22 protein-coding genes are annotated in these 22,947 nt (G+C 39.8%); 20 read left to right on the top strand and 2 right to left on the bottom strand.

Annotated features, from left to right (window positions below; genetic code table 11):
* The first annotated feature begins 236 nt into the window (after positions 1 to 236).
* The 6 genes from HED61_RS15455 to HED61_RS15430 all read left to right on the top strand — a co-directional run bounded on the left by HED61_RS15455 (position 237) and on the right by HED61_RS15430 (position 6,606).
* Positions 237 to 2,963, top strand: a complete 2,727-nt coding sequence (locus HED61_RS15455; RefSeq protein WP_176332910.1) for a sigma 54-interacting transcriptional regulator — start codon at positions 237 to 239, stop codon at positions 2,961 to 2,963.
* A 79-nt stretch (positions 2,964 to 3,042) separates the two neighbouring features.
* Positions 3,043 to 3,483: a PTS sugar transporter subunit IIA gene (locus HED61_RS15450; protein WP_003125495.1), complete on the top strand. Its 441-nt coding sequence runs from the start codon at positions 3,043 to 3,045 to the stop codon at positions 3,481 to 3,483.
* On the top strand, positions 3,458 to 3,940 hold the full coding sequence (locus tag HED61_RS15445) for a PTS sugar transporter subunit IIB (protein ID WP_060813842.1): 483 nt from the start codon (positions 3,458 to 3,460) through the stop codon (positions 3,938 to 3,940). The genes HED61_RS15450 and HED61_RS15445 overlap by 26 nt, the downstream gene beginning before the upstream one ends.
* An 18-nt stretch (positions 3,941 to 3,958) precedes the next feature.
* Positions 3,959 to 4,744, top strand: coding sequence for a PTS mannose/fructose/sorbose/N-acetylgalactosamine transporter subunit IIC (locus tag HED61_RS15440; RefSeq protein WP_003125499.1), 786 nt, complete (start codon positions 3,959 to 3,961; stop codon positions 4,742 to 4,744).
* Entirely contained in the window at positions 4,737 to 5,534 is a 798-nt protein-coding gene (locus HED61_RS15435) for a PTS system mannose/fructose/sorbose family transporter subunit IID (RefSeq protein WP_103300160.1), read from the top strand. The genes HED61_RS15440 and HED61_RS15435 overlap by 8 nt, the downstream gene beginning before the upstream one ends.
* 16 nt (positions 5,535 to 5,550) lie before the next feature.
* A complete protein-coding gene (locus HED61_RS15430; RefSeq protein ID WP_003125502.1) occupies positions 5,551 to 6,606 on the top strand; it encodes an SIS domain-containing protein in 1,056 nt (351 codons plus the stop codon).
* Positions 6,607 to 6,946: 340 nt separating this feature from the next.
* Here the strand turns inward: HED61_RS15430 and HED61_RS15425 are convergent, their stop codons facing one another.
* A complete protein-coding gene (locus HED61_RS15425) occupies positions 6,947 to 7,270 on the bottom strand; it encodes a MazG nucleotide pyrophosphohydrolase domain-containing protein (RefSeq protein ID WP_138371201.1) in 324 nt (107 codons plus the stop codon).
* 70 nt (positions 7,271 to 7,340) lie between these two features.
* Here HED61_RS15425 and HED61_RS15420 point away from each other — a divergent pair, with 70 nt between their 5' ends.
* From HED61_RS15420 to HED61_RS15380, 9 genes are all read left to right on the top strand, one after another.
* The gene (locus HED61_RS15420; RefSeq protein ID WP_003125504.1) at positions 7,341 to 7,904 is read left to right on the top strand and encodes an LOG family protein; all 564 of its coding nucleotides are present in this window, start codon (positions 7,341 to 7,343) and stop codon (positions 7,902 to 7,904) included.
* A gap of 346 nt (positions 7,905 to 8,250) precedes the next feature.
* Entirely contained in the window at positions 8,251 to 10,173 is a 1,923-nt protein-coding gene (locus HED61_RS15415; RefSeq protein ID WP_219645112.1) for a BglG family transcription antiterminator, read from the top strand.
* 4 nt (positions 10,174 to 10,177) lie between these two features.
* Positions 10,178 to 10,498 carry a PTS lactose/cellobiose transporter subunit IIA gene (locus HED61_RS15410; RefSeq protein WP_003125506.1) on the top strand — a complete coding sequence of 107 codons (321 nt, stop codon included), beginning with the start codon at positions 10,178 to 10,180 and terminating at the stop codon, positions 10,496 to 10,498.
* Positions 10,499 to 10,524: 26 nt separating this feature from the next.
* Positions 10,525 to 10,863 carry a PTS sugar transporter subunit IIB gene (locus HED61_RS15405; RefSeq protein ID WP_003125507.1) on the top strand — a complete coding sequence of 113 codons (339 nt, stop codon included), beginning with the start codon at positions 10,525 to 10,527 and terminating at the stop codon, positions 10,861 to 10,863.
* A 15-nt stretch (positions 10,864 to 10,878) separates the two neighbouring features.
* Positions 10,879 to 12,228: a PTS sugar transporter subunit IIC gene (locus HED61_RS15400; RefSeq protein WP_003125508.1), complete on the top strand. Its 1,350-nt coding sequence runs from the start codon at positions 10,879 to 10,881 to the stop codon at positions 12,226 to 12,228.
* Between the two features lie 233 nt (positions 12,229 to 12,461).
* A complete protein-coding gene (locus HED61_RS15395) occupies positions 12,462 to 13,544 on the top strand; it encodes a M24 family metallopeptidase (RefSeq protein WP_171917321.1) in 1,083 nt (360 codons plus the stop codon).
* On the top strand, positions 13,528 to 14,568 hold the full coding sequence (locus HED61_RS15390; RefSeq protein WP_171917320.1) for a M42 family metallopeptidase: 1,041 nt from the start codon (positions 13,528 to 13,530) through the stop codon (positions 14,566 to 14,568). The genes HED61_RS15395 and HED61_RS15390 overlap by 17 nt, the downstream gene beginning before the upstream one ends.
* Complete coding sequence (locus HED61_RS15385) at positions 14,561 to 15,754, top strand: MalY/PatB family protein (RefSeq protein ID WP_156247758.1); 1,194 nt, start codon at positions 14,561 to 14,563, stop codon at positions 15,752 to 15,754. The genes HED61_RS15390 and HED61_RS15385 overlap by 8 nt, the downstream gene beginning before the upstream one ends.
* A gap of 512 nt (positions 15,755 to 16,266) precedes the next feature.
* The gene (locus HED61_RS15380; RefSeq protein ID WP_219645177.1) at positions 16,267 to 18,606 is read left to right on the top strand and encodes an HAD-IC family P-type ATPase; all 2,340 of its coding nucleotides are present in this window, start codon (positions 16,267 to 16,269) and stop codon (positions 18,604 to 18,606) included.
* A gap of 93 nt (positions 18,607 to 18,699) precedes the next feature.
* Here HED61_RS15380 and HED61_RS15375 read toward each other — a convergent pair whose 3' ends face one another.
* Positions 18,700 to 19,674 (bottom strand): S41 family peptidase, encoded by a 975-nt coding sequence (locus tag HED61_RS15375; RefSeq protein WP_219645113.1) that lies wholly within the window; start codon positions 19,672 to 19,674, stop codon positions 18,700 to 18,702.
* 242 nt (positions 19,675 to 19,916) lie between these two features.
* On the opposite strand from HED61_RS15375, the gene HED61_RS15370 reads away from it, so the two are divergent.
* The 5 genes from HED61_RS15370 to HED61_RS15350 all read left to right on the top strand — a co-directional run bounded on the left by HED61_RS15370 (position 19,917) and on the right by HED61_RS15350 (position 22,916).
* Positions 19,917 to 20,129, top strand: coding sequence for a helix-turn-helix transcriptional regulator (locus HED61_RS15370; RefSeq protein WP_003125516.1), 213 nt, complete (start codon positions 19,917 to 19,919; stop codon positions 20,127 to 20,129).
* The gene (locus tag HED61_RS15365; RefSeq protein WP_219645114.1) at positions 20,126 to 20,710 is read left to right on the top strand and encodes a hypothetical protein; all 585 of its coding nucleotides are present in this window, start codon (positions 20,126 to 20,128) and stop codon (positions 20,708 to 20,710) included. Before HED61_RS15370 ends, HED61_RS15365 begins: the two co-directional genes overlap by 4 nt.
* Positions 20,711 to 20,997: 287 nt before the next feature.
* On the top strand, positions 20,998 to 21,462 hold the full coding sequence (locus HED61_RS15360; RefSeq protein ID WP_005470450.1) for a PTS sugar transporter subunit IIA: 465 nt from the start codon (positions 20,998 to 21,000) through the stop codon (positions 21,460 to 21,462).
* A gap of 11 nt (positions 21,463 to 21,473) precedes the next feature.
* Positions 21,474 to 21,782 (top strand): PTS fructose transporter subunit IIB, encoded by a 309-nt coding sequence (locus tag HED61_RS15355; RefSeq protein ID WP_103300170.1) that lies wholly within the window; start codon positions 21,474 to 21,476, stop codon positions 21,780 to 21,782.
* Between the two features lie 21 nt (positions 21,783 to 21,803).
* Positions 21,804 to 22,916: a PTS fructose transporter subunit IIC gene (locus HED61_RS15350; RefSeq protein ID WP_103300171.1), complete on the top strand. Its 1,113-nt coding sequence runs from the start codon at positions 21,804 to 21,806 to the stop codon at positions 22,914 to 22,916.
* The last annotated feature ends 31 nt before the right edge of the window (positions 22,917 to 22,947 follow it).

The following is a 22,947-nucleotide window of genomic DNA, read 5'->3' as shown; positions in this document are numbered from 1 at the left end:
TAAAAATAAAATTACTAAAGAACATCGAAGCGCGTTTTGAGCAGCTTCGATGTTTTTTTGTGACAAAGTTGTTTAATAATAAAAACAGAAAGTATGAGGCATTGGACAGGCCATGAAATAACAAATAAATGAAAGCGATTCCCTGTGAGATTTAATTTCGTCTTTAAAAGAAATTTTTCCGTGGTATACTCTTTTTTAACATTTGTTATATCGAGGGCAAAGAAAGAGGTGTAGAAATGAATGTTGAAGTAGAAGTGACTACATGGAGCCGAGAATTAGCGAATCGTGCTACTAAAGAAGCGGTTGAATCGGGACTGTTTACAACAGCCGATATTGAAGCTCAACTCTCCTTTAGTCGAACACAAGCGAGTCGATTGGCCAATCGTTTTGTTGATCAAGGCATTTTTTTTAAAATCAATACACGGCCCGTCTTGTTTGGCAATCGAGGGGGTTATCAAGAAAAGTTCGCTATCGAAGTATCTGAAGTCCTGAATTCAGTAAAAGAGTTAAGCGACAAAATCGAGAAAGTACCTATTAATCGTGTATTTGAAAAAGTGATCGGTTACGATAAAAGTTTGGCTGAACCCATTGAACAATTGAAGACAGCTGTGTTTTATCCAAATAATGGTCTTCCTGTTATGGTGATGGGGGATACAGGCATCGGAAAAAGTTATTTCGTGCAAATCATGTATGAATATATGGTCAAAGCAGAAGTTCTATCAGAAACAGCCCCATTTAAAGTATTAAATTGTGCACAATATTATAATAATCCAGAGCTCTTGTCGGGATTATTGTTTGGTTACTCCAAAGGAGCCTTCACTGGTGCCTACGAAAAGAAGCGCGGGTTATTAGAAGATGCGAACGGTGGTCTACTATTTCTAGATGAAGTCCATCGGTTGAATGCGGAAGGACAGGAGAAACTTTTTACTTTCATGGATAAAGGGACCTTTTCTCGGATCGGTGAATCAACCGAGCGAAAAGCAACTGTCCGATTAGCCTTCGCGACAACTGAGAAAACCACCGCTTTTTTACAGACGTTTTTGCGTCGAATTCCTATTACTATCTATTTACCTAATCTGAGCGAACGCAGTATTTTAGAAAAAAAAGAAATTATCGAGAAGCTCTTTCAAGTTGAAAGCAAACAGCTTGAAAAGAAAATAGTGGTCAGCTCGCAGGTAATGAATATTTTTCTTCATACCATTTATTCAGGAAATATTGGTGAAATTGAAAATGCCATTAAGTATGTTTGCGGCAGTGCGATTTCTCAAAATGTTACTTCAGATGAAGTCCATGTTTCCATCAAGGATCTGCCTGCACAAATGTATACGCTTCCTCGAAATAAAATCGTTAGCCAGTTTTCTGAGTCAACTAATTACGTTTTCGACGGGGAAAAACAATCTCTTTCCGAAAATGATGGCCGGCAAGACCTTTATGCGTTTATTCATCGATTAAATCAAATTTATTCGTTGAGAAAAAATGATGAGGATGCGGAGATGCGTACGTTGATCGATCAACAAGTGGTTGGCTTTATGGATCGGTTAGTCTTTACGGATTCAAAGCAAAAACCAGTTGCTTTGGAAGAGTTTGTGCATCAAACGATGCAAGAATTATTTCGGGAAATCGAATATCAGGCGTTCTTTCATTATGATGGAAGCTTCGTTCTATTTGTGTCTCACTACATTTACAAGTATATTTTGAGAACGTCTTTCGTTTCTCAGCCTTCTGAATTTTTGCTGGAAGCCTACATTGAGCAGCATTATGGGAAAGAACGGCAAACGCTAAAGAAAATTTTTCCTGAAATTGAGCGACGTTTAGATATTCAGTTCGATTCATTAGACATTAATCTTTTCTCATTATTCTTTTCGACACTACGTTATACAAGAAAGAGCAAAGACATTGATGGATTGATCATTGCTCATGGTTTCGCAACCGCTAGCAGTATCGCCAATGTCTGTAATCGCATGCTAGGAGAGTCAATATTTACCAGCTTTGATATGCCAATCGAGGCCTCCATTCACGACATCTCTACAAAGGTAGAAGAGTATGTACGAGAAAACGGAACAGTCAAAGGACTGGTAATCCTAATTGATATGGGGTCGTTGAATATGATCTATGATTTATTGAAAAAGACCGTAGCAGTTCCAATTTTGTGTATGGATCAGCTAGGGACTTTGATGGCATTAGAGATTGGCAATATGATGCTTCAAGGCACTCCTTTAACCGAGATTGCGGAGCGGATGAAGGAATCGATCACACCGAACATTCAACTGTTCGAACCGGAAAAGGCTCAAAAAAAAGCGATAATCACCACTTGCTTTACTGGGATAGGTACAGCGATTCAGATCCAAAAAATGTTGTCGGAATGTTTGGAAGGATTGCTTGAGGTAGCGTTTTTCCCTATGGAATATAGTGAATTGGTTACCAACGGGGTACCCGCTAGTATTTCTCAACACTATAATTTATTAGGCATTATTGGAACCGACGATCCTCTGATTCCAGAGGCCGAGTTTGTTTATTTAGAAACCATTATCTCTGGTGGAAACGCGCAAAAAATGTCAGAGATCTTTGGAGTTGATTTGGATGAAAATGGCATGAAGATTGTGAATGATCGGATGGTAAAAAATTTTTCCCTCATTCGAGTCCTCGATTCGTTAACTATTTTAGATACTCAAAAAATCATGTCGATCATAGAAGAATTGATTGTCACACTGGAAGAACGATTAGCACTGAAGTTGACGAATCCACGAAAAATCGGTCTTTATGTTCATATCTCCTGCATGGTAGAGCGTTTGATACGGCAAGTAGAAATTACCGAATTTGCAGATCTTGAACAATTTGTATTTACTCATCAACGTGAAATCAGAGTGATCAAAGATGCGGTCAGTGTGCTGGAAACAATCTATAGTGTGCAGATTCCATTGCCAGAAATTTGCTATATCCATAATATTCTTTTTCTTGACTGATAGATGAGGACTTTTCGAAGCGTGTCACTAATTGGCACGCTTTTTGCATTATAAAAAAGTGTAGTGAGGAGGAAAAGAGATGAAATATTTAGTAGCAACCCACGGCACATTTTCTAAAGGGATTATTGATAGTTTGAAATTGATTGCTGGTGAAGATATCGAGATCGATTGTTTTTCAATGACCAAAGAAAAATCGAGTGATGATGCGGAAGCAGAGATGACTGCTTACTTAGAGCAGAATCAAGATCAGACGTTGATCGTCCTAACAGATGTCTTTGGGGGAAGTGTGGCAAATCTATTTACCAATCATTTATTAAACGGATATGAATTCCAGTTAATCACCGGTGTCAATTTACCTATGTTACTTTCTCTCATACTCTCAGAGGAAACAGCTGAGCTATCTGTTGAGGATTGGGTACTTAGGGGAATAGAAGAAGGGAAGAAAGGAATTTTACACATTAATCAACTAATCAAACAGCAAGGAGGACAAAACAATGACGATATCTTTAGTGAGGATTGATGATCGGTTGATCCACGGTCAAGTAGCTTTTGGCTGGACGACGGCCTTAGGGATCAATACGATTTTAGTGGTAAATGACGATGCCAAAAATGATCAAATGAAATCTATGGCTTTAAATTTGGCGAAACCTTCCAATGTTGTTCTATACATTCGAGGAGTAGCGGAATCCGGAGAAATCGTTCAAAAATTTGCATCATCAAAAAAGAGTAATGTCTTAGTTTTAGTTAAGACGACCGAGGACGCTCGCCGATTGGTCGAAGCTTCAGGTGGGGTAATTACCACATTAAATGTTGGGGGCTTGCGTTATGGCGAGGGGAAAAAGAAATTAACGGATCTAGTGGCAGTGGACGAAAAGGATATCGCTAACTTAAAAACGATTAAGGATGCCGGTGTCCAAGTAGAATTTCGGATGCTGCCTAGAGATAAAAAGAAATTGTTGACGGACTTTGACATTTAGAAGAAGGAGGGTTACACGATGGTTGCTCAAGCAATAATGTTAGGGTTAATTGCTGGAATCGGTATCTTGGATGGCAGAATATTTGGTCAGATGATGTTTGATCGTCCGCTTGTTACCGGTTTATTGGTGGGATTGGTTTTAGGCGATGTAAAGAATGGAATTATCATTGGGGCGCAACTTGAATTGATCTGGATGGGGATCGCCGGTATTGGGGCTTCTACACCGCCAGATGTGGTGACAGGAGGGATTTTAGGAACAGCATTTGCGATTTTGTCTAATAGCGGTGTTGAAGTAGCTTTAGCATTAGCTGTGCCGATCGCAGTTTTAGCGCAATCTTTAGGCGTATTGGTTCGGATCATCAATGCTTATTTTACCCACAAAGCAGATAGCTATGCGAAAGAAGCAAATTACAAAGGATTAGCCTTTTGTATGTGGATTCCAGTTGGTTTGTTCTTTTTAAGTACATTTCTACCAACCTTCTTAGCTATTTTATTAGGTGCGGATAAGGTAACGGGAATGATCGAAGCTGTTCCAAATGTCATATTAGACGGGTTATCTGTAGCTGGAAATCTGCTTCCTGCCATCGGATTTGCTTTGTTGCTGGACATGCTTTTTTCAAAGAAAATGGCGCCCTTCTTTTTCTTGGGCTTTTTAGCAGCTGCCTACGGAGGACTAAATATAACTGCGATTGCTTTAATCGGTGCTTGTATCGCAGTGATCTTGCACTTCTATATTGAACAGAAGAAAGAGTCTATCCCCAGTGTCCCAGATAACTTGACGGAAGGAGAGATCGATTTTGAATAAGATTGAGAAGAAGCAGCTAAAAAGTGTATTCTGGCGGTCCTTTGCTCTTCAAGGTGCGTTTAACTACGAACGGATGCAAAATGTCGGTTACATGTATGCCATGCTGCCAGTCATCAAAAAGCTCTATAGAAATAAAGAGGATCAAGCAGCAGCAATCACACGCCACTTGGAAATTTTCAACACGACACCAGCGGTAGTACCAACGATTATGGGGATCAGTGCAGCGATGGAAGAAGAAAATGCGAACAATCCGGCTTTTGATGTCCAATCAATCAACGCTGTCAAAGCATCACTGATGGGGCCTTTAGCTGGGATCGGTGATTCAATCTTCTGGGGAACTGTTCGGATCATTGCTGCCGGTATTGGTGTATCGATCGCAAAAGATGGCAATCTTTTTGGTCCATTGCTGTTTTTAGTTTTGTATAATTTGCCAAATCTATTGGTTCGGATCTTTGGATTGAAACTGGGGTATCAAGTAGGAGTCAATTCGTTGGACCGTATCCAAAAAGAAGGCTTGATGGATAAAATTATGGCAGTAGCAACGATCGTTGGATTATGTGTTGTTGGAGGTATGGTGGCGACGATGCTGAATATCACGACTCCATTAAAGTGGAATATCAGCGGAGCAGAAATCGTGGTTCAAGATATACTGGATCAGATATTACCAAAGATGCTGCCGCTAGCCTTCACCTTTGGCATTTATAAGCTGCTAAAAAAAGCGAGCATTACTAAGATTACGATCGGCATTATTATTTTTGGGATCGCTGTTCATTTGATTGGCATTCTATAATATTGGAGGAGAAAAAATGGCATCAATTCAAGAGTATTTACAAGAGACACCAAGTAAATTGTTAGAAATTATCGAAAAAGGAGACCGTCTTTTTTCAAGTATCAAAAAAGAAAAAATCACTCGGATTTTTTTGACAGGGTCTGGAACGAGCTATCATTCCGCGTTGCAAATGGCTCCGCAAATGCAAAAACTATTACAACTTGAAGTAAGAGCGGTCTATCCTTTCACGATCACTGAAGAGACTTTTCTGAGTGATAATGAACAGACATTAGTTGTCGGAATCTCTCAAGGAGGTAGCTCTTTTTCCACCTACAACGCTATGAAACTAGCGAAAAGCAAAGGTTGTATCACTGCTTCCATGGCAGGAGAAGAACAAGCATTTATTGATGAAATGGCTGATTTTGTTCTGACTGTCCATTGTGGACCTGAGAAAGCAGGGGCAAAAACAAAGGGCTTTTATTGTACAAAGCTGAATCTATTATTACTTGCTCTCTATCTGGGACTTGAGCAAGGAACGATTTCTGAAGAGACATTTGAACAACAGATCCAAGGGGTGAAAACTGCTGCTGGACAGTTCCAAGCTGTTTATGAGACTTCATTAAAATGGATTTCTGCAAATCAGGAACGATTAGTCACTGCAAAAGAAATCCGTGTGACTGGTCCGGCAGCTATTTATGGAGATGTTTTAGAAAGTGCCCTGAAGTTGTTAGAGACGATGCGTTGTCCGGTGAGTGGATATGAATTTGAAGAGTTTATTCATGGCATCTATAATGCGATCAATGAAGATTCGATGGTCTTTATTTTAGACAACGGCGATGAGCCAAGGTCTGAGAAAATGAAAGAAGTTTTGTCCGAATGGTCGGATACTATTTTTCTGATTACGACTTATGAGTCAGACGCAGCAGATCTGGTCTTACCTGTAACCACCGATCCAGAGTTTATGACGTTCAATTTCATTGTCTTATTGCAATTGATCTGTGGAGAAATTCCTCATTTGCGAGGTGTCGATCCTTCCACACCAAAAGATCCGCAATTTCATATGAAATTAGGCAGCAAAAAATTCAATCGTTGATCTGTAATAATGATTTATAATACGGGACTGTGACATAAGTCATCATCCAACAAGTTAAACCGAATAATAGTCTGTTGCTAGGATAGATTCCTCTGACTTTTGCGACGAGGAGTCCCTGCACCGCAGGAGCAATAATCATTAATGTTCGGCTAGTGTTACTTGTAGGAGACTTATGGCACAGTCCCTTTTTTTTGCTTCAAGTAGACTAGAAAATCTGACAATATTTTTCCCCTAGCTAACTCGTTGACAATGACAGGTGATCAACTGGGCGCACAACTTAGGATAATGCAAGATAACGCGTAGGAAAAGAAATATAAGTGATAGTTAGCAGCTAGCTAGGCTATCCTTCCTCTTTAAATCGCTCTTCCAGTTTTGCTTTATGATGACTCATAATGTCTTCGAGAGCAATATCGTATTTATCTGCGAGAATCAATACGTTGTCAAAGACATCGCCAAGTTCTTCCATCAAATTCTCTCGATAGTAGGCTTGATCTTTTGCAGACTCATCAGGTCGATCTCGCCCAATTTCGACGCCGCGGATGGCCCGGGATAGTTCTCCTACTTCTTCCGTAAGAAATCCGACACGAATAAAAGGATCATATTGATACCAGTTCCGTTTTTTATAAAAGTCGATCACCCATGAGTTGTATTCATTGATTTTCATATTGAGCCCTCCTTATTTCTCGACTATAATAACATGAAGTGCAATCAGATCGAAAGGGGATCATTTGAGAATGAATGTCGCAGTCTATTGTGGAGCAAGTATCGGAAGTTCAGAAGAATACAAGCAAATCACCAAAGAATTAGGCAGATGGCTAGGTGAAAATCAGTATAACCTTGTCTATGGAGGCGGTAATGCGGGATTGATGGGGATAATTGCCGAAACCGCTATTGAAGAAAATTGTGAAGTAACAGGCATCATACCAGAATTCTTGGTGGCACGAGAATTAGCAAAAGAGAATCTTACGTCACTAATCGTTGTCTCGAATATGCATGAAAGAAAACAAAAAATGATCGAGCTGGCTGACTTATATGTGGCATTGCCAGGAGGACCGGGAACCATTGAGGAAATTACAGAAGTCATCTCTTGGGGCAGGATCGGGCAACATGCCAACCCATGTGTGCTGATCAATTTCAACGGCTTTTTTGATCCATTGAAACAACAATACCAGGCAATGGTAACAGAAGGGTTCTTGACCCAAGAAGACTTCGACAAAATTCTTTTCGCCGAATCACTTGCCGAAATCAACGCATTTGTCACTGATTTTGTGCCTCCTGCGATTAGGGTGTATAAATAGAAGTATACTTGATCAAAAATAGAAGAATCGATTCGATCAATAATGGTTCTGTATTGAACAAGCCAACAGCTTTGTAACGAGGCTTTTGGCTTGTTTTTGTATATTAGTTATCTTTTTTAGAATGCGAATGGAGTAGTTGAATGAGGCTAACAGCTGAAATGATGCAGGATCAGCAGTGTTCAGAAAAATATCGATCGATCCCGGTTATGTAAACCGAATCGTTTGCTCGTAGAAGGAAGTGGTTATTCTTTTGAATCAGATTATTCTTGCATCATTTATCGGAAAAAGTTGCCATTTTAAGTAAAGGGCTTACATTGTATAGTTTATGTGAAGGCGGGAGGAAATTATGCGACAAGAAAAAATTGTTGAATACTTATATGCAAAGAAGCAAGCAATTGCTCCCAAGGCATTGGCCGCTGAATTTCAGATTTCTGAGCGGACCTTGGCTAATGATATCAAGTGGTTAAGAGATATCGGACGAACAGAAGGATTTTCAATAGAGCGGATTCGTTCGGCAGGCTATCAACTGGAAATTTCTGATAAAACAAAGTTTCTAAGGTTTTTATCTCATGCAAAACGTCAAGAAAAGATTGATAACGGGAACCCGAAAGAACGAATTAAGAATATCGAACTTCTCCTGCTGTTTCATGAAGAATACATTACGATGCAGCAGATTTCAGAATGGTTAGAGGTAAGTCTTTCAACAGTTAAAGCAGATATCAAACAAGTCGAATTGTTTTGCAAGGACTACGGATTAACTTTATTCAGCAAAGCACATTATGGTTTGAAGATTATCGGGACTGAAGAGAAGAAAAGACAAGCAATTCTTTATTTGATTCGCAACATTATCCATACACCCGTCCTGACGGAACGATATAAAGCTTTTCACTTCGTCTTTGATGAAGAGGCGCTACGTTCCTGTTTATCAGAAAAGTTGCAACAGCATCAACTTAAAGCGAGCGATATTGTTTTTGAGAATATCATACAGCATATTCGATTGCTTGTTTTTCGAATCACACAAAATAATACTTTAACGAATGACGAACGAACCGTAAGGACAGCAACCGATAAGTATGACCTTTTAACAGAAGATTTGGTCTCCTATTTGGAAACGGCTTATCCCATTACTTTTTCTACTATGGAAAAAAATTATTTGCATGAGCAACTGAGAGGAAAATTTTCGGTCCTTGATGATCGAACCAGTAATCAGCAATTGAAACAAGCAATTGAAAAAACACTAGAGCTTGTCGATTTACGTTACCATACACAGTTTAGAACAGATCAAGAATTAGGTAATGCCCTGTTGATGCATGTCGCTCCATTACTTCAAAGACTGTATACCGGACATCAACTAGATAATCCGATCATTGATGACATTTATACGCAATATGCCAATGTATTCAACGTTGCGATGGTGTTCATCAGTGAATTAAACAAGGACTTGGACGCAGATATCAGCAAAGATGAGATAGGCTACGTTGCTATCTATTTCGCAGCTAGTCTTGAGAAGCGGGCGAATCAGTTAATCGATGATTATAAAAAAATAGCTGTCATTTGTTCTACTGGTGGCGGTGCTTCTTATTTATTGAAAGTTAATTTAGAGCGGCTTTTCAGCAATGCTGAAGTCACCACATTTGCTTTGAACGAAGTTGATCAGATTGATAAAAGTTTTGACTTACTGATTTCCACTGTTCCTCTGGATCAGGAACAGTTTGCTATCCCTATCATCTACACAAAAACGATTTTAAATCGGGCAGAAATCAATAAAATCGAAAAAGATTTAAGCCTATTGCGGGAATCGGAAAATAAAGTATTTGATGTACACCAGTTTATTCTCAGTTTATTTGATCCTCAGTGGTTTCAAATTGATACGGAATCAGAAGATTATTTGCAACTACTAGAAAGCGAAGCGGCTCGTTTAGAAGATGGGTGGGCCGAGCAGGGATTTAAGCATAGTGTTCTTGAGAGAGAAAAAATGATCGATACCATCTATCAAAATGGTATCGCAGGACCCCATCCTATGGAGCAGGCAGCGATCAGGGAAGTTATCGATGTCGTTTTGTTAAGAAAATCAATTTGGTACAGTAAAAAAGAAATCAAGGTTATTTTCTTGATCAATATCAAGAAAGATCATTTAAATCTGCATAAAGAAATCAGTCGATTGATGATCAAAATGATGGAAGACCAAGCGTTAGACAATCAACTAGCCAAAATCACGAATTTTCAAGACTTTAAGTCTTATATACAAAGTTTAATGAAAGAAGGATGAAACAATGAACGAAAAAGAAGTTGATATTTTTAAAATCATCTCTGCAGCAGGAGATTCGCGAGGAGCAGCTTTTGAAGCGCTAAGATTCGCCCGTAAAGGGGATTTTGAACAGGCAGAAGCAAAAATGAAAGAAGCCAAAGAAAGGAGTATTGATGCCCATGATGTCCAGACAAAGTTGATTACCGGTGAACTGAATGGCGAGAAAACAGAAACTAGTCTATTAATGGTTCATGCGCAGGATCATTTAATGACAAGCTTATTGGCACGCGATTTGATTGAAGAAATGATTGGTATGTTAAAGGAAAAAAGCGAAGAAAATAAGTAATCAAAAAAAAGTAGGAGGAAAGAAACATGAAAATATTGCTTGTTTGTGCAGGAGGCTTCTCAACGACAATGATGATGGAGTCAATGAAAAAAGTTGTCAAAGAATCAAAAAGCTTAGATGAAAAAGACTATCCAATGGAGGCAATCGGTGTCGACAAATTGGAACGCTATATCAATGACTATGATGTCATCTTAGTTGGGCCACAATTGAGTCACAAATATGATTTCATTAAAGGGGAAGCAGATAAAGTGAACAAACCAACTGTTTTATTAACGTCGGATATCTATGGGTCCATGGATGGGGCTACGGTAATGAAACAAGCGTTGGTTGCATATCGTAAGAATGAAGCATTGAAAACTCAATAATTAGGAGTGAAAAAAATGGAAAGTCCAAAAAAACAGGGTGCTTTTGAAAAAGTAGAAGCATTTATTCGTAAAACATTGGTGCCGGTTGCTAATAAAGTTGATAGTAATGCTTACTTGACTGCGATCAAAAAAGGAATGGTCGTAATGACACCAGTGCTATTATTAGGGTCTGTTGCAGCAATTTTTCCGTCTATTCCTGAGTTCATTACTACACAGGGAGTTGCAAATTGGTTTGAAAGCTACGGTTATATTTTTGGGATTATTTCAAAAGTTTCATTAGGGTTAGTTGGTTTGTATGCAGTTCTAGCAATTTCGTATTTCTTAAGTGAACACTATAAACTTTATACAGTGGGATCAATGATGTTGTCAGCAATTGCCTTTTTGATTGTAGCAATGGATGTGGATGACAACGGCAATATCGTCGCCAGCTATCTTGATTCTAAGGGCTTATTTACTGCAATTTTCATAGCGATTATTTCGGTCAAACTCTACCAATTCTTCACGAAGCACAAGTTGGTGATCAAAATGCCAGAGGGGGTTCCGGATTTTGTTTCCAGTTCTTTCGAATTGATCACGCCCACTGCGGCTATCGGGGTTCTGTTTATTGTGATCCGTGCGGTTACCGATAGTTTATCTGGGGGTGTTCTTTTACCGCAAGTCATCATGGATATTTTAGCACCGGCTATTGGCAGTCTAGATTCGCTATGGGTGATTTATCTAGTATTAGTTTTACGGTTGGTTTTCTGGTTTTTTGGTATCCATTCAGCGGTTCTTTCCCCGATTCTTTCACCAATCGCAGTGCAATATTTGTCCGAGAACATTGCAGCGCACGAAGCGGGAGAACCATTACGCCATGTCATTACGAATGGTACCTTATCGGCCTTTGCCAACTTTACCGGTTCTGGTGTGACGATTGGCTTAGTTTTAGCAATGATCATCAGTAAGTCACAACGATACAAAAAAGTGGGGGCAGTTGCTTTACTCCCTTCCATGTTTGGTATCAATGAACCTGTGTTGTTCGGTGTGCCGATCATCTTGAATCCAGTTTTGATGATTCCATTTATCTTTGGTGGGGCATTAGTAGGAATGTTCCCAATGATTTGTATGAAACTAGGTTTACTGAACTACCCGATTTTTGATCCGCCTTATGTGCCAATATTTATGGAAGGGTTTCTCACAGGATTCGATTGGCGAGCAGTCATCATTCAAGTGATTCAAGTCGCTTTATCTTTTGGCTTATATTTGCCATTCTTCAAAGTATTGGAGAAACAAGAATTCGAGCGGGAAGCATTATTAGAAGCAGAAAAAGGCAACTCAGTCATCTCAGATGAAGATGAACAATACTTAACAGATATTGATTTCTAGCCAAAGGGGCTGGGGCATAAGTTAGAACAAGTAGCGGATAAACAATAGTGTGGGGAATCTTGTCTGGTAAATTGGGGTACTAGTCCTCTTGCAAAAGAAACCATTCTATCGGTCATCACTTATCTTGTGAACTTGTGCCCCGTTTTTACTATTCTGAGTATATTGTTTACCCTTGAGACGAGAATCAACTATTAAAGATGATTCAGGTTAGAAAAGGAATGAGGGGAAAATAGATGAGGATCGATGCATTAAGAGCAAAACTAGCGGAAAAAAAATTATCTGGACTTGTAGTCACAGATAAAACGAATCGTCGCTATCTTTGCGGATTTACGGGGTCAAACGGCTTACTACTAGTTACTGAAAATAAATTAACTTTGTTTGTGGACGGTCGTTATACAGAACAAGCGTCTCAACAAACAACTGGTGTGGAAATTTGTGAGATCCCGATTGGAAGTCATTTGATCGAAGTAATGCGACCATTTATTGCAGGAATGAAGGTAGGTTTTGAGGCGGAAACCATTTCCTATCAGACTTTTACTGAGCTTCACTTTTTAATGAAGGAGGCCAATGGTCAGCTAATCGCCACCAAAAACATGGTGGAAAGTTTAAGAATGATCAAATCATCTAAAGAAATTTGTGCCCTCAGACAGGCGGCGCAGATTGCCGATCAAACATTAGAACGGATCATGCCAATGATTCGAGTAGGGATGACAGAACTAGACTTAGCGAATGAACTCGATTATCGTAGCAAGAAATTAGGTAGCGAAGGCCCGGCTTTTGAAACAATCGTCGCTTCTGGAGAGCGTACCGCGTTGCCTCATGCCCATGCTAGTCAGAAAAAACTTGAAGCGAATGAGCTGATCATGATTGACTTTGGAACGATCTACGACGGGTATTATTCGGATATCACACGGACGATAGGCTTTGGCGAAGTAAAACCCGAGATTCGAGAAACTTATGAGATCCTATTGGCAGCTCAAAAATCAGCTGTTCAAAAGGTTTCTTTCAATAAAACGTTAGGAGAGATTGATCAAGTTGCAAGACAAGCACTGAGGAAAGAGGGACTTGAGGATCATTTTAGTCATAATTTGGGACATGGCATTGGTCTTTCTTGTCATGAATATCCGGCCCTAGCACCCAAAAATGAGTTGCCAATTCAAGCCAATATGACGTTCACAATTGAGCCAGGAGTCTATTTCCCGAAAGAAAAATTCGGTATTCGCATCGAGGACGATATATTAGTAAATGATCTGGGGAATGCTGAACTTTTGACGAAATTCAGTAAGGAGTGGATAACCATTGATTGCAACCGATAAATTATTAATGCGTCTTTCTAATTTAGATGCACTGCCTGGTCAAGAGTCTCAAGTGCAAGAGGTGCTGATGACGATCATTGATTCGAATGGCATCAAAGATTCATTTGGAAACCTCTATTTTGGAGATTTGACAACAAAAAAGAAAAAAATCGCACTCTATGCCCATATGGATGAAGTCGGTTTTTTTGTCCACCGTATCACAGAGGAAGGCTTTGTCTACTTCTATCCGATTGGTGGATGGTGGGGGCATGTCATTTTGGGGCAGCAAGTGCGAGCAACTTGTCGTAAAAACGGCTCTATCATAGAAGGTGTGGTGGGAACACTACCAAAATCAACGCATGCAATGTCGGAAGTAGTACCAATCAGTGAGATGTATATAGATTTTGGGGTCAAATCAAAACTTGAATTGGAAGCTGCTGGTTTGCAGATTGGTGATATGATTTTGCCAAATACTCAAGCCAAGAAAAGTTTTAATCAGCAGAAGATTATTGGTAAAGCATTGGACAATCGTGTTGCCTGTACGATCATGGCCCAGATCAAAAATCAGATTAAAACGCAACATGTCGAAATCATTGGTGTGGGGACTGTTCAAGAAGAGGCTGGGACACGAGGATCGAAAGTTGCCGCGCAGCAAGTAGATGCCGATATCAATATCGTTATTGATGTAGCCAATGGGAAAGATACGCCAAAAGCTGCGGACTATCCTAATCGTATTCAAGGCAAAGGTCCAGGTCTTGTTCTGGCCGATAAAACCGCATTAGGAAATATAAAGCTGTTGGATTACTGCAAGGAAGTTGCTGAAAGCAATCAAATTCCTTGGCAATATGATTTGTTAGCCGGAGGTGGAACGGATGCTGGTTCGGTTCAGTTAGAGGCCGGTAAACCAACCCTAGTCTTTTGCGTGCCGGTTCGCTATTGCCATTCGTGGCATTCCATCGTGGACATCAATGACGTTGAAGCGACGATCGAGTTGATTTCTGCGGTTATTCGTTCCTTGGATGAAGGAGGGATCGATCTTGAGTAACTTTAAAGAACAGCGCTCTCGCTACGGCACGTATTCGACCCAGTGGGATTATGTCCAAGATCGTTTCGGAGAAAAAGGGCTATTGCCCTTCTCAATCTCAGATATGGATTTTATGATCCCTGATGGAACCAAAGAAGTATTGGCTAAAGCTGTGACTAGAGGTTTTTTCGGTTATACACGTTGGAACCATCTTGATTATAAGCAGAGCATCAGCCATTGGTTTTTGCAGGAATTTGATTGTACGATTGATCCAAACTGGTGTGTCTACTCGCCAAGTGTCATTTATAGCTTATCTCTTTGCGTCCAACTATTAAGTCGAAAAGGAGACAAAGTAGTAACCTTTACTCCATGCTATGATGCTTTTTATCATTGTATCGCCGGTAACGAACGGGAGTTGATCCCATTTTCCTTAACCAATGATGGGGAACGGTTTACGGTTGATTTTGATGCTTTAGCCAACGTATTTGCTATCGAAAAACCAGCAATTTTCCTGCTATGCAATCCGCACAATCCAACTGGCCGAGTGTTCACTGATCAAGAACTATCCAACTTGGTTTCGCTATGCCAAATGCATAACGTCGCTATCTTGAGTGATGAGATCCATATGGATGTCCGGCGCCCAGGAGAAAAACATCGACCTATCTTAGAATTTATTGATTCGATAGAGGTGCCTGCAGTTTTGCTATCCTCCGCATCAAAGACGTTCAACACGCCAGGACTGGGTGGCTCTTATGCTATCTTTTTGGATGAAAAATTACGAGAAAGATTTTTGACGATATTGAAAGCAAGAGATGGTCTATCGTCGATTCCATATCCTGCACTACTAGCGACAATGGACTGTTATCGGAATCAAAAGAAATGGGCCGTTGAACTCAATCAAACAATCGACGAGAACTTTTTCGAAGCAAAGAAGATACTGTCTGCTGATCCGCGAATTCATTTCACTATTCCAGAAGCAACCTACTTAGGCTGGATCAACATAAAAGATTTACCTTATAGTATGGATGAATTGCAAAGTGTTCTGGTAAAACAAGAAAGAATCGCGATCATGAATGGTGAGGTTTATGGACCAGAAGGTAAGACTTACCTGCGGTTTAATCTAGGTGCACCAAAAGAGAAAATCATTGCTGGGTTGGAAGGTCTTATGCATGCCATTGACTCTTTGGATCAGAAACATTTGAATTAGTCAGAGCGTCATAGGATACTTGTGAATGAAAATTTACTGATCAAAAAAACGGAAATCATTAAAGGCTCAAAAACTTTTTATCAAAGTTTTTGAGCCTTTTTTGTCGAAGCGTGTTCTTTTAACTTTCATTCCAACCCTTTAGAATTTCTAAAGATAAAAAACAACCCGCAAAAAAGATGATACCTCTCTAGTTATTTATTTTAGCAGAAAGGGATTACGAGTATCGTTGATAGAACAAGGTTGCTGAATGTTCAAGTACTAAACAAACGAGGTCAGAAAGGAACATTATGCCAAAGCGTGACAGTGAAGTGACAAAAATGAAACGCCAAGCAGCAGCATATTATGCTATATTTTACACAATTAGGTCATCTTTTATGAGAGGATAAATTATTCTTTAGACTATAAAAAATAAAAGTTCCGCAAAAACCAACCGGAAGTCCTATAGATTAACCAGCCATTCTTACGTAAGATGGAATGAGAGTATGACAAATGATAAGAAGAAAGGGTGAGACATCATCGAAAACAAACATGGATTAACCTCAGCAGAGGTAAAAGCACGGATTCAACGGGGAGAAGTCAACAAATCAAAGAAAGATAAGACGAATTCGTATCCGAAAATCATTTTTACAAATGTTTTTACTTTTTTTAATTTGATCAACAGCCTCCTCTTTTTCTTAGTGGCATTAACTGGTTCTTATCAGAATGGCTTATTCGTTTTTGTCGTTTTTAGTAATGTGATCATTAACATGTTTCAAGAAATCCGTTCGAAGCGAACCCTTGATAAACTGGCGCTGTTAAAAGTTGCCAAAGTCAATGTGTATCGTGATGGCAATTTAGAAACATTGCCGATCCATAAATTAGTCCTAGATGACATTCTGTTATTGAAGAATGGTGACCAAGTTCCGGCAGATGCCAAGGTCATCGAAGGTTCATTGGAAGTGAATGAATCGCTATTGACAGGAGAAATGGATAGCATCAGTAAAGAACCTGATGCTGAACTGTTTTCAGGCAGCTTTGTCACAGCCGGTGAGGCCCTTTGCCAAGTCATCCACGTCGGCGAAGAAAATTATATTGAAAAAATCAATAAGGAAGCGAAAACGATCAAGCGACAAAAATACTTGATTCAAGGAAGTCTGAACAAAGTCATTCACTGGATCAGTATGATTCTGATTCCATTGTGTACGTTGTTATTCCTTAAACAATATTTTATTACACATGCCTCTTTCAACAAAGCCATTTTGCGAACTGTCGCCGCAGCTGTAGGAATGTTTCCAGAAGGATTATTTTTACTGACGAGTGTGACCTTAACCATCAGTGCCGTCTATCTGGCACGAAAAAAAGTCTTGGTGCAAGAGCTTAACTGTATCGATGCGTTAGCACGAGTGGATGTTCTTTGCTTAGATAAAACGGGAACGATCACAGAAGGACAAATGACAGTAGAGAAAGTGATCCCTTTTACCTCAGAAGAAGAAATGACAGAGATCACGCAAAATCTACTGGCACATTTACCGGACAAGAACCCAACGGCCATGGCATTAAGAGACTTCTTTCCAGAGAAGGAAACGTATGCGATGCAGCATGTCGTGCCTTTTTCTTCGGAACGAAAATTCAGTTGTGTTTCTTTTGAAGGAAAAGGGACCTACTTTATTGGTGCGGCCTCTATTCTTTTGTCCAACGAGCATGCCCCTGTTTTAAAACAAGAACGAGCGCTGGCTGAACAAGGGTATCGGGTCATTGTATTGGCACATAGCCCTCAGATTTGCGAAAATCATGAGTTACCTGCAACGATTGAACCTTTAGGATTTTTCTTATTATCGGATACGGTCCGATCAGATGCCAAAGCTACTCTAGAGTATTTCAGATCCCAAGCCATTCAGTGCAAGATCATTTCTGGCGATGATCCGGTCACGGTTAGTCAAATCGCCAAAAAAGTCAATCTTCCCGGAGCGTCTGATTATATCGATGTTTCGACGCTTACCTCCGAAGAACTGAAAGAGGCAGTCGGCAACTATCAGATCTTTGGTAGAGTGACTCCACAGCAAAAAAAAGAAATGGTGATTTATTTAAAAGAAATGAATCATACGGTTGCTATGACAGGAGATGGGGTCAACGATGTCCTAGCTCTTAAAGAAGCCGATTGCTCGATCGCAATGGCATCAGGAGTCGATGCAGCAAGACAAGTGGCAAATTTAGTTCTGCTGGAAAACCAGTTTTCGGCGCTGCCTTCGGTACTGGATGAAGGGAGAAGAGTCATCAATAATATTACCCGCTCAGGGTCGCTCGTTTTGGTTCAAGTGCTTTTCTCCATCTTGATCACTATGGGAACACTGTTATCGGGGACCGCTTATCCTTTTGAACCGATCCAACTTACGATCATCAATGCTTGTTTTGTAGGCATTCCTACCTTTTTGTTGAATTTCGAACCGGATTTCAATCGGATCAAAGGCGCCTTTTTGTCTACTATTTTCAAAAATGCCTTCCCGGCTTCGCTGTCAATCGCAATTGGAACATTACTTATTATTAATATCGGGCACTTGTTCGGCAGCAGTGGTCAAGCTTTATCGATCATGTGTGTGATTTTTACTGCATGGAATTACATTTTGATCCAGCGGAAAATTTATCCGCCAAACAGCAAGTACCGAACATTTGTCTTCTTCGGCACACAGCTTCTCTACTTTATCGCATTGATTGTCGGAAGAGATCTATTTAATCTCGGCAATACGACCTATATCAATTTGATTTTGTTGGTCGCATTACTCAACTATTCCGTCTTTATCCAACGATTAGCGAGTGAACTGGTTCATCGTGTTTTTCGGCGCTATGCTAAAAAAGGTGTCCTTCAAAAATCCTAACTTGAAAACAGCGCTAGTGAAGGCGCTGAGATAGAGTAGATCAGAATCTAAGGAAAAAAAGTATCTTTAGTAAGGATTTTCTCAAATTGTTGGTTAATGAATGGACTTAAGCCATTTTAGTGCAGCATCTTCCGGGTGGTCAGTTATGACATCAGGAAGAATTGGCTTTTCTTCATACAGTATCCCATTGGAACCTTTGATTTTTGCACCTGCTAAGGACAAAGCGTATTTTCCATAAAGAGGAATCATTGAAACCCCTGTGGCATAACCAGCTGTTTCTTCTCCAAAAGAGGAAACATGGTCTTGTCCTAAAAGAGCAACCAGTAGAACTTCAGCTGAACTAGCAGTCTGATGATCTGTTAAGACAGCAATAGGCAAGTGATGAAAGTTTAAGTTAGTTGGTAGACTTAAATTATCTTCTTCAAAACATATTTTCCCGTCTTTCTTGAAGACGGGGATTTTTTTGTTAGGAGAAGTAAATTCGAATAGTTTACCTTCTTTAAAGAAAGGAGCGCATGCCCCTAACATAGGCATCATATTGCCACCGGTATTCCCTCGTAGATCAATAATGACACCTTTTGGATCAGATATCTTGGAAAGTTGTTCGAGTGCTGTAGTAACGTAAATGTGCACATTTTCTTCATCACTAGCAGGAAATGAAGGCAAAATGAGGGTCACAATGTTGTCTTCTGCCAAGATTCTAGGGAAAGTAAGCAGAGCTGGATTGAAAAGTGGCGCTTTATCCTCTTGGACTTCAATAATAGCTGAATGATCACCACCAGCTTCCTTTATGGCTTCATTGAGCATGGGCACAACATCATCAAACGTATCGTCTTTTTTGACTTGAGCTAGATAGTTTGGTATTTCTTTCTCAAATCCGGTCTCTTTTGCATATACTCCATAATTCTCCATAATTGTTAATGCATCTTTTGTTAATCGATAGACGGAAGGTGGAATCATATAGATCGGTTTATTAAAAAGTGCGAGTCCGATCTGTAGTCCAAAGAAATGGATTGACAGTCCTAAAATTGCACCGACGGAAAAAAGAGCGATTAATACTTTCTTCATCTCGTACACTCCAATCAATTTTTTATAGGTGGGATTCATTCATTTTAACAGATTATATTGTCAAAATAGAATGATAAGTTATTTTGTTACTAATGAGGGGCTATATCTAACATTTGAAGGAATAAGTTTGTATTTGGAGGATAGATTGGATTTTATCGAAAATCGGAAATGTAAAGGAACCTTTACACAAGCTGTGAAATATGGTAACTTCTATGTAAAGGAAACTTGACAGGAGTGAGAAGATGCCAGTCATCAATCGTTTAAGAAGCATACGTGAGGAACAAGGATTATCACAAGGCGAATTAGCAGCGATTATGGGCGTTTCTCGTCAAACGATCAACGCCATCGAAACCCACAAATACAATCCTTCATTAGAGTTGGCATTACGGATTGCTCATTATTTTAAATTATCAGTGGAGGAGCTGTTTAAATTGACTGGAGGCACAAACGAATGAAAAACAAGTGGGCAAGTATTTTTGAGAAAGTATTACACGTGCTGTGGGTAGCAGCAAATTTGATTTTCTTTACCTGGGTAGGCTATTGGTTTATTGGAGTCTTATTTATTCTTGGCTTTTATCTCTTGTATGGATTACTTCTTCGATCAGTGAGTAGAATGGAAAAAGAGTCTTATGATGAACGGCAGAATCAGTTGAAAAGCAATAGCTATAAGTGGGGATTGAAAGTTGGATTTATATTATTATTTACTATGCCGGGTTTTTTCAGTAATCCTAGTGATTTTGCGTTTTTCCTCATGGGGATCGTAGGTAGTGTGATAGTAGGCTATCAAATGTTGAGTGGCAGTTTTTTTGGACACAATGCAAGGAAGGGAGAAGTCTATACTATCTTGAGCGTCTTTCTTTTTATCGGTGCAGGAGGTACGTTTCTTTACTGCCGCGACATGGTCATTGGTTCACAGAAGCTAGTTGCAGAGGGGAGAATCACCATTGATTCCGGGTTTTGGCTTGTTTTAGCCAGTTTAGTGATTAGCCTAACGGGCTGGATGTATGTGTTTAAGGAAAGAGCAAATAAGGCTTAGAATTATACTATTATACTTAGGGTACCTATTTCCTTGGCTTATGTTCTTCTCCATCAATAATTAATTTTATAATATTAGAAATCTACTAACCCGAAAAGCCCAAAAAATTTTGGGCTTTTATTTTTATCTATAAATTTTTTTACTTATAAATGCCCAGGTCTAATTATCTGAAAGTCATGATTGAACAGCAAAGAAAAAAATTCCACAATGCTTTTCCCAATTTCTTTAAAAGCGCTTTCTTTTTTTCTGTTATTCTTAGTGTAATAAGAGATGGAAGGAGCGAAAGAATGGAAACAGTCAATGAAAATCAAACAATATTTGATCGGAATGTTATTGATCTAAATATGAAAGCCAGCACAAAAGACGAAGTGATTCGTGAATTAGCTACTCTATTGTACAAAGAAAATTATCTCAGCAAACTTGACGATTTTATTGCCTCTGTATACGAGCGTGAGGCAGAAGGGATCACAGGAATGGGGAATAACGTGGCAATTCCCCATGGGAAATCAGATTCGGTCATGCGAGCTGGAATCGCAATCGGTAAAACAAACAAAATGATCCACTGGGAATCTTACGATAATCAACCAGTTAATTTTTTCTTTTTGTTTGCGGTTCCGGACGATGTATCTGGTGCAAAATTACACCTGCAATTGTTGAGTAAGGTTGCAGCAAAATTAAGTGATGATGAACTATTAAATCGATTAAAAATAACCCACTCAGTTGATGAGGTTATCGATCGATTAAAGATTTAAGGAGGAAGAAAATGAAAATAGTTGGAATCACTGCTTGTACAGCAGGAATCGCGCATACGTATATTGCAAAGGAAAAAATTGAGAAAGCTGCCATAAAAGCTGGGGATGATGTGAAAATTGAGACGCAAGGTTCGATTGGGGTAGAAAATGAATTAACTGAAAAAGATATTCGTGAAGCAGATATCGTGTTGCTAGCTACGGATATTGGCGTATCTCGGGAACGATTCAAAGGGAAAAAAGTCATTGACATTCCCATAGCAATGATCATGAAATCACCAGAAGGTGTAATCAAGAAAATTCATGAAAAATTAGGCTTATGATCAAGGAAAGGAGTAGCATACATGAAGGGGAAATTTGAGGTAAAGAAACACGTAATGACAGGAATTTCGTATATGATTCCGATCATTGTAGCCGGTGGTATTTTGGGGGCACTAGCAAAAGGGTTTGGCGGATACAATATTGGAGATTTAGTTCAACCGGGAGTCACGCCGTTTTCTGAGATGGATCCTTATACGTGGACAGGTTTTTGGTGGGGAGTCAACAAGCTGAGTTCCTATGCAATGGCCTTTGCGGTTGCGGTTATGGCTGCTGGCACCGCCTATTCCATTGCTGGACGGCCAGCTATTGTACCAGCACTTATTTTAGGATATACCGCTAATGAAACAAAAGCCGGATTTTTAGGGGGCTTGCTGGTCGCTTTTGTGATTGGTTATGGTGTGAACTGGGTGAAAAAATGGAAAGTACCAAGTTGGATGCAAGGCTTGATGCCGGTCTTGGTTATCCCAGTAATAGTTACTTTAGTTAGTGGGATGTTGTTTCTAATGATTTTCTCGCCACCGTTAGCTTTCATTATGGATAGATTCCAACAATGGATCATTGCGCTGAATGGCGGAGCAAAGTCTGTGATTGGTGGGGTAATCGGTGCCTGCATGGGATTTGATTTAGGCGGGCCTATCAATAAAACTGCTTCACTGGCAGCCAATGCATTAGGAGCAGATGGAATCAACGGTCCAATGGCGGCTAAACTAGTTGGAGGGATGACACCGCCAATCGGGGCATTCATTGCCACTTTGTTAGCCAAAAAAAAATTTGCACAAGCACAAATCGATACCGCTAAAGCTGCTTTTCCAATGGGATTATGTTTTATAACCGAAGGTGTACTGCCATTTGCGGCAGCAGATCCAGTTCGTTTCATCATCAGCTCCGTCTTAGGATCTGCAACTGCTGGAGCAATAGCGGTAGGATCTGGCGTGGAATCAGTTGCGGCTCATGGCGGTATTTTTGTGATACCAATGATGACGAATCCATTAATGTTCGTTGTAGCTCTGGTAATCGGTTCAGTTGTTACCGGCGTTGTCTATGCGGTCATCAAACGTGAAACGGTAGCAGAAACTGAAACAGTAGAAAACAGTGAAACAGACGATTTCGATTTTGACATTACTTTAGAAGAATAAGAAACGCGATCATATGAAGAAGAGGGGTACA

The organism is Enterococcus gallinarum (genome assembly GCF_021496385.1).
In the GTDB taxonomy this organism is placed as follows: Bacteria; Bacillota; Bacilli; order Lactobacillales; family Enterococcaceae; genus Enterococcus_D; species Enterococcus_D gallinarum.
This window is presented reverse-complemented; position numbering and strand designations above follow the sequence as displayed.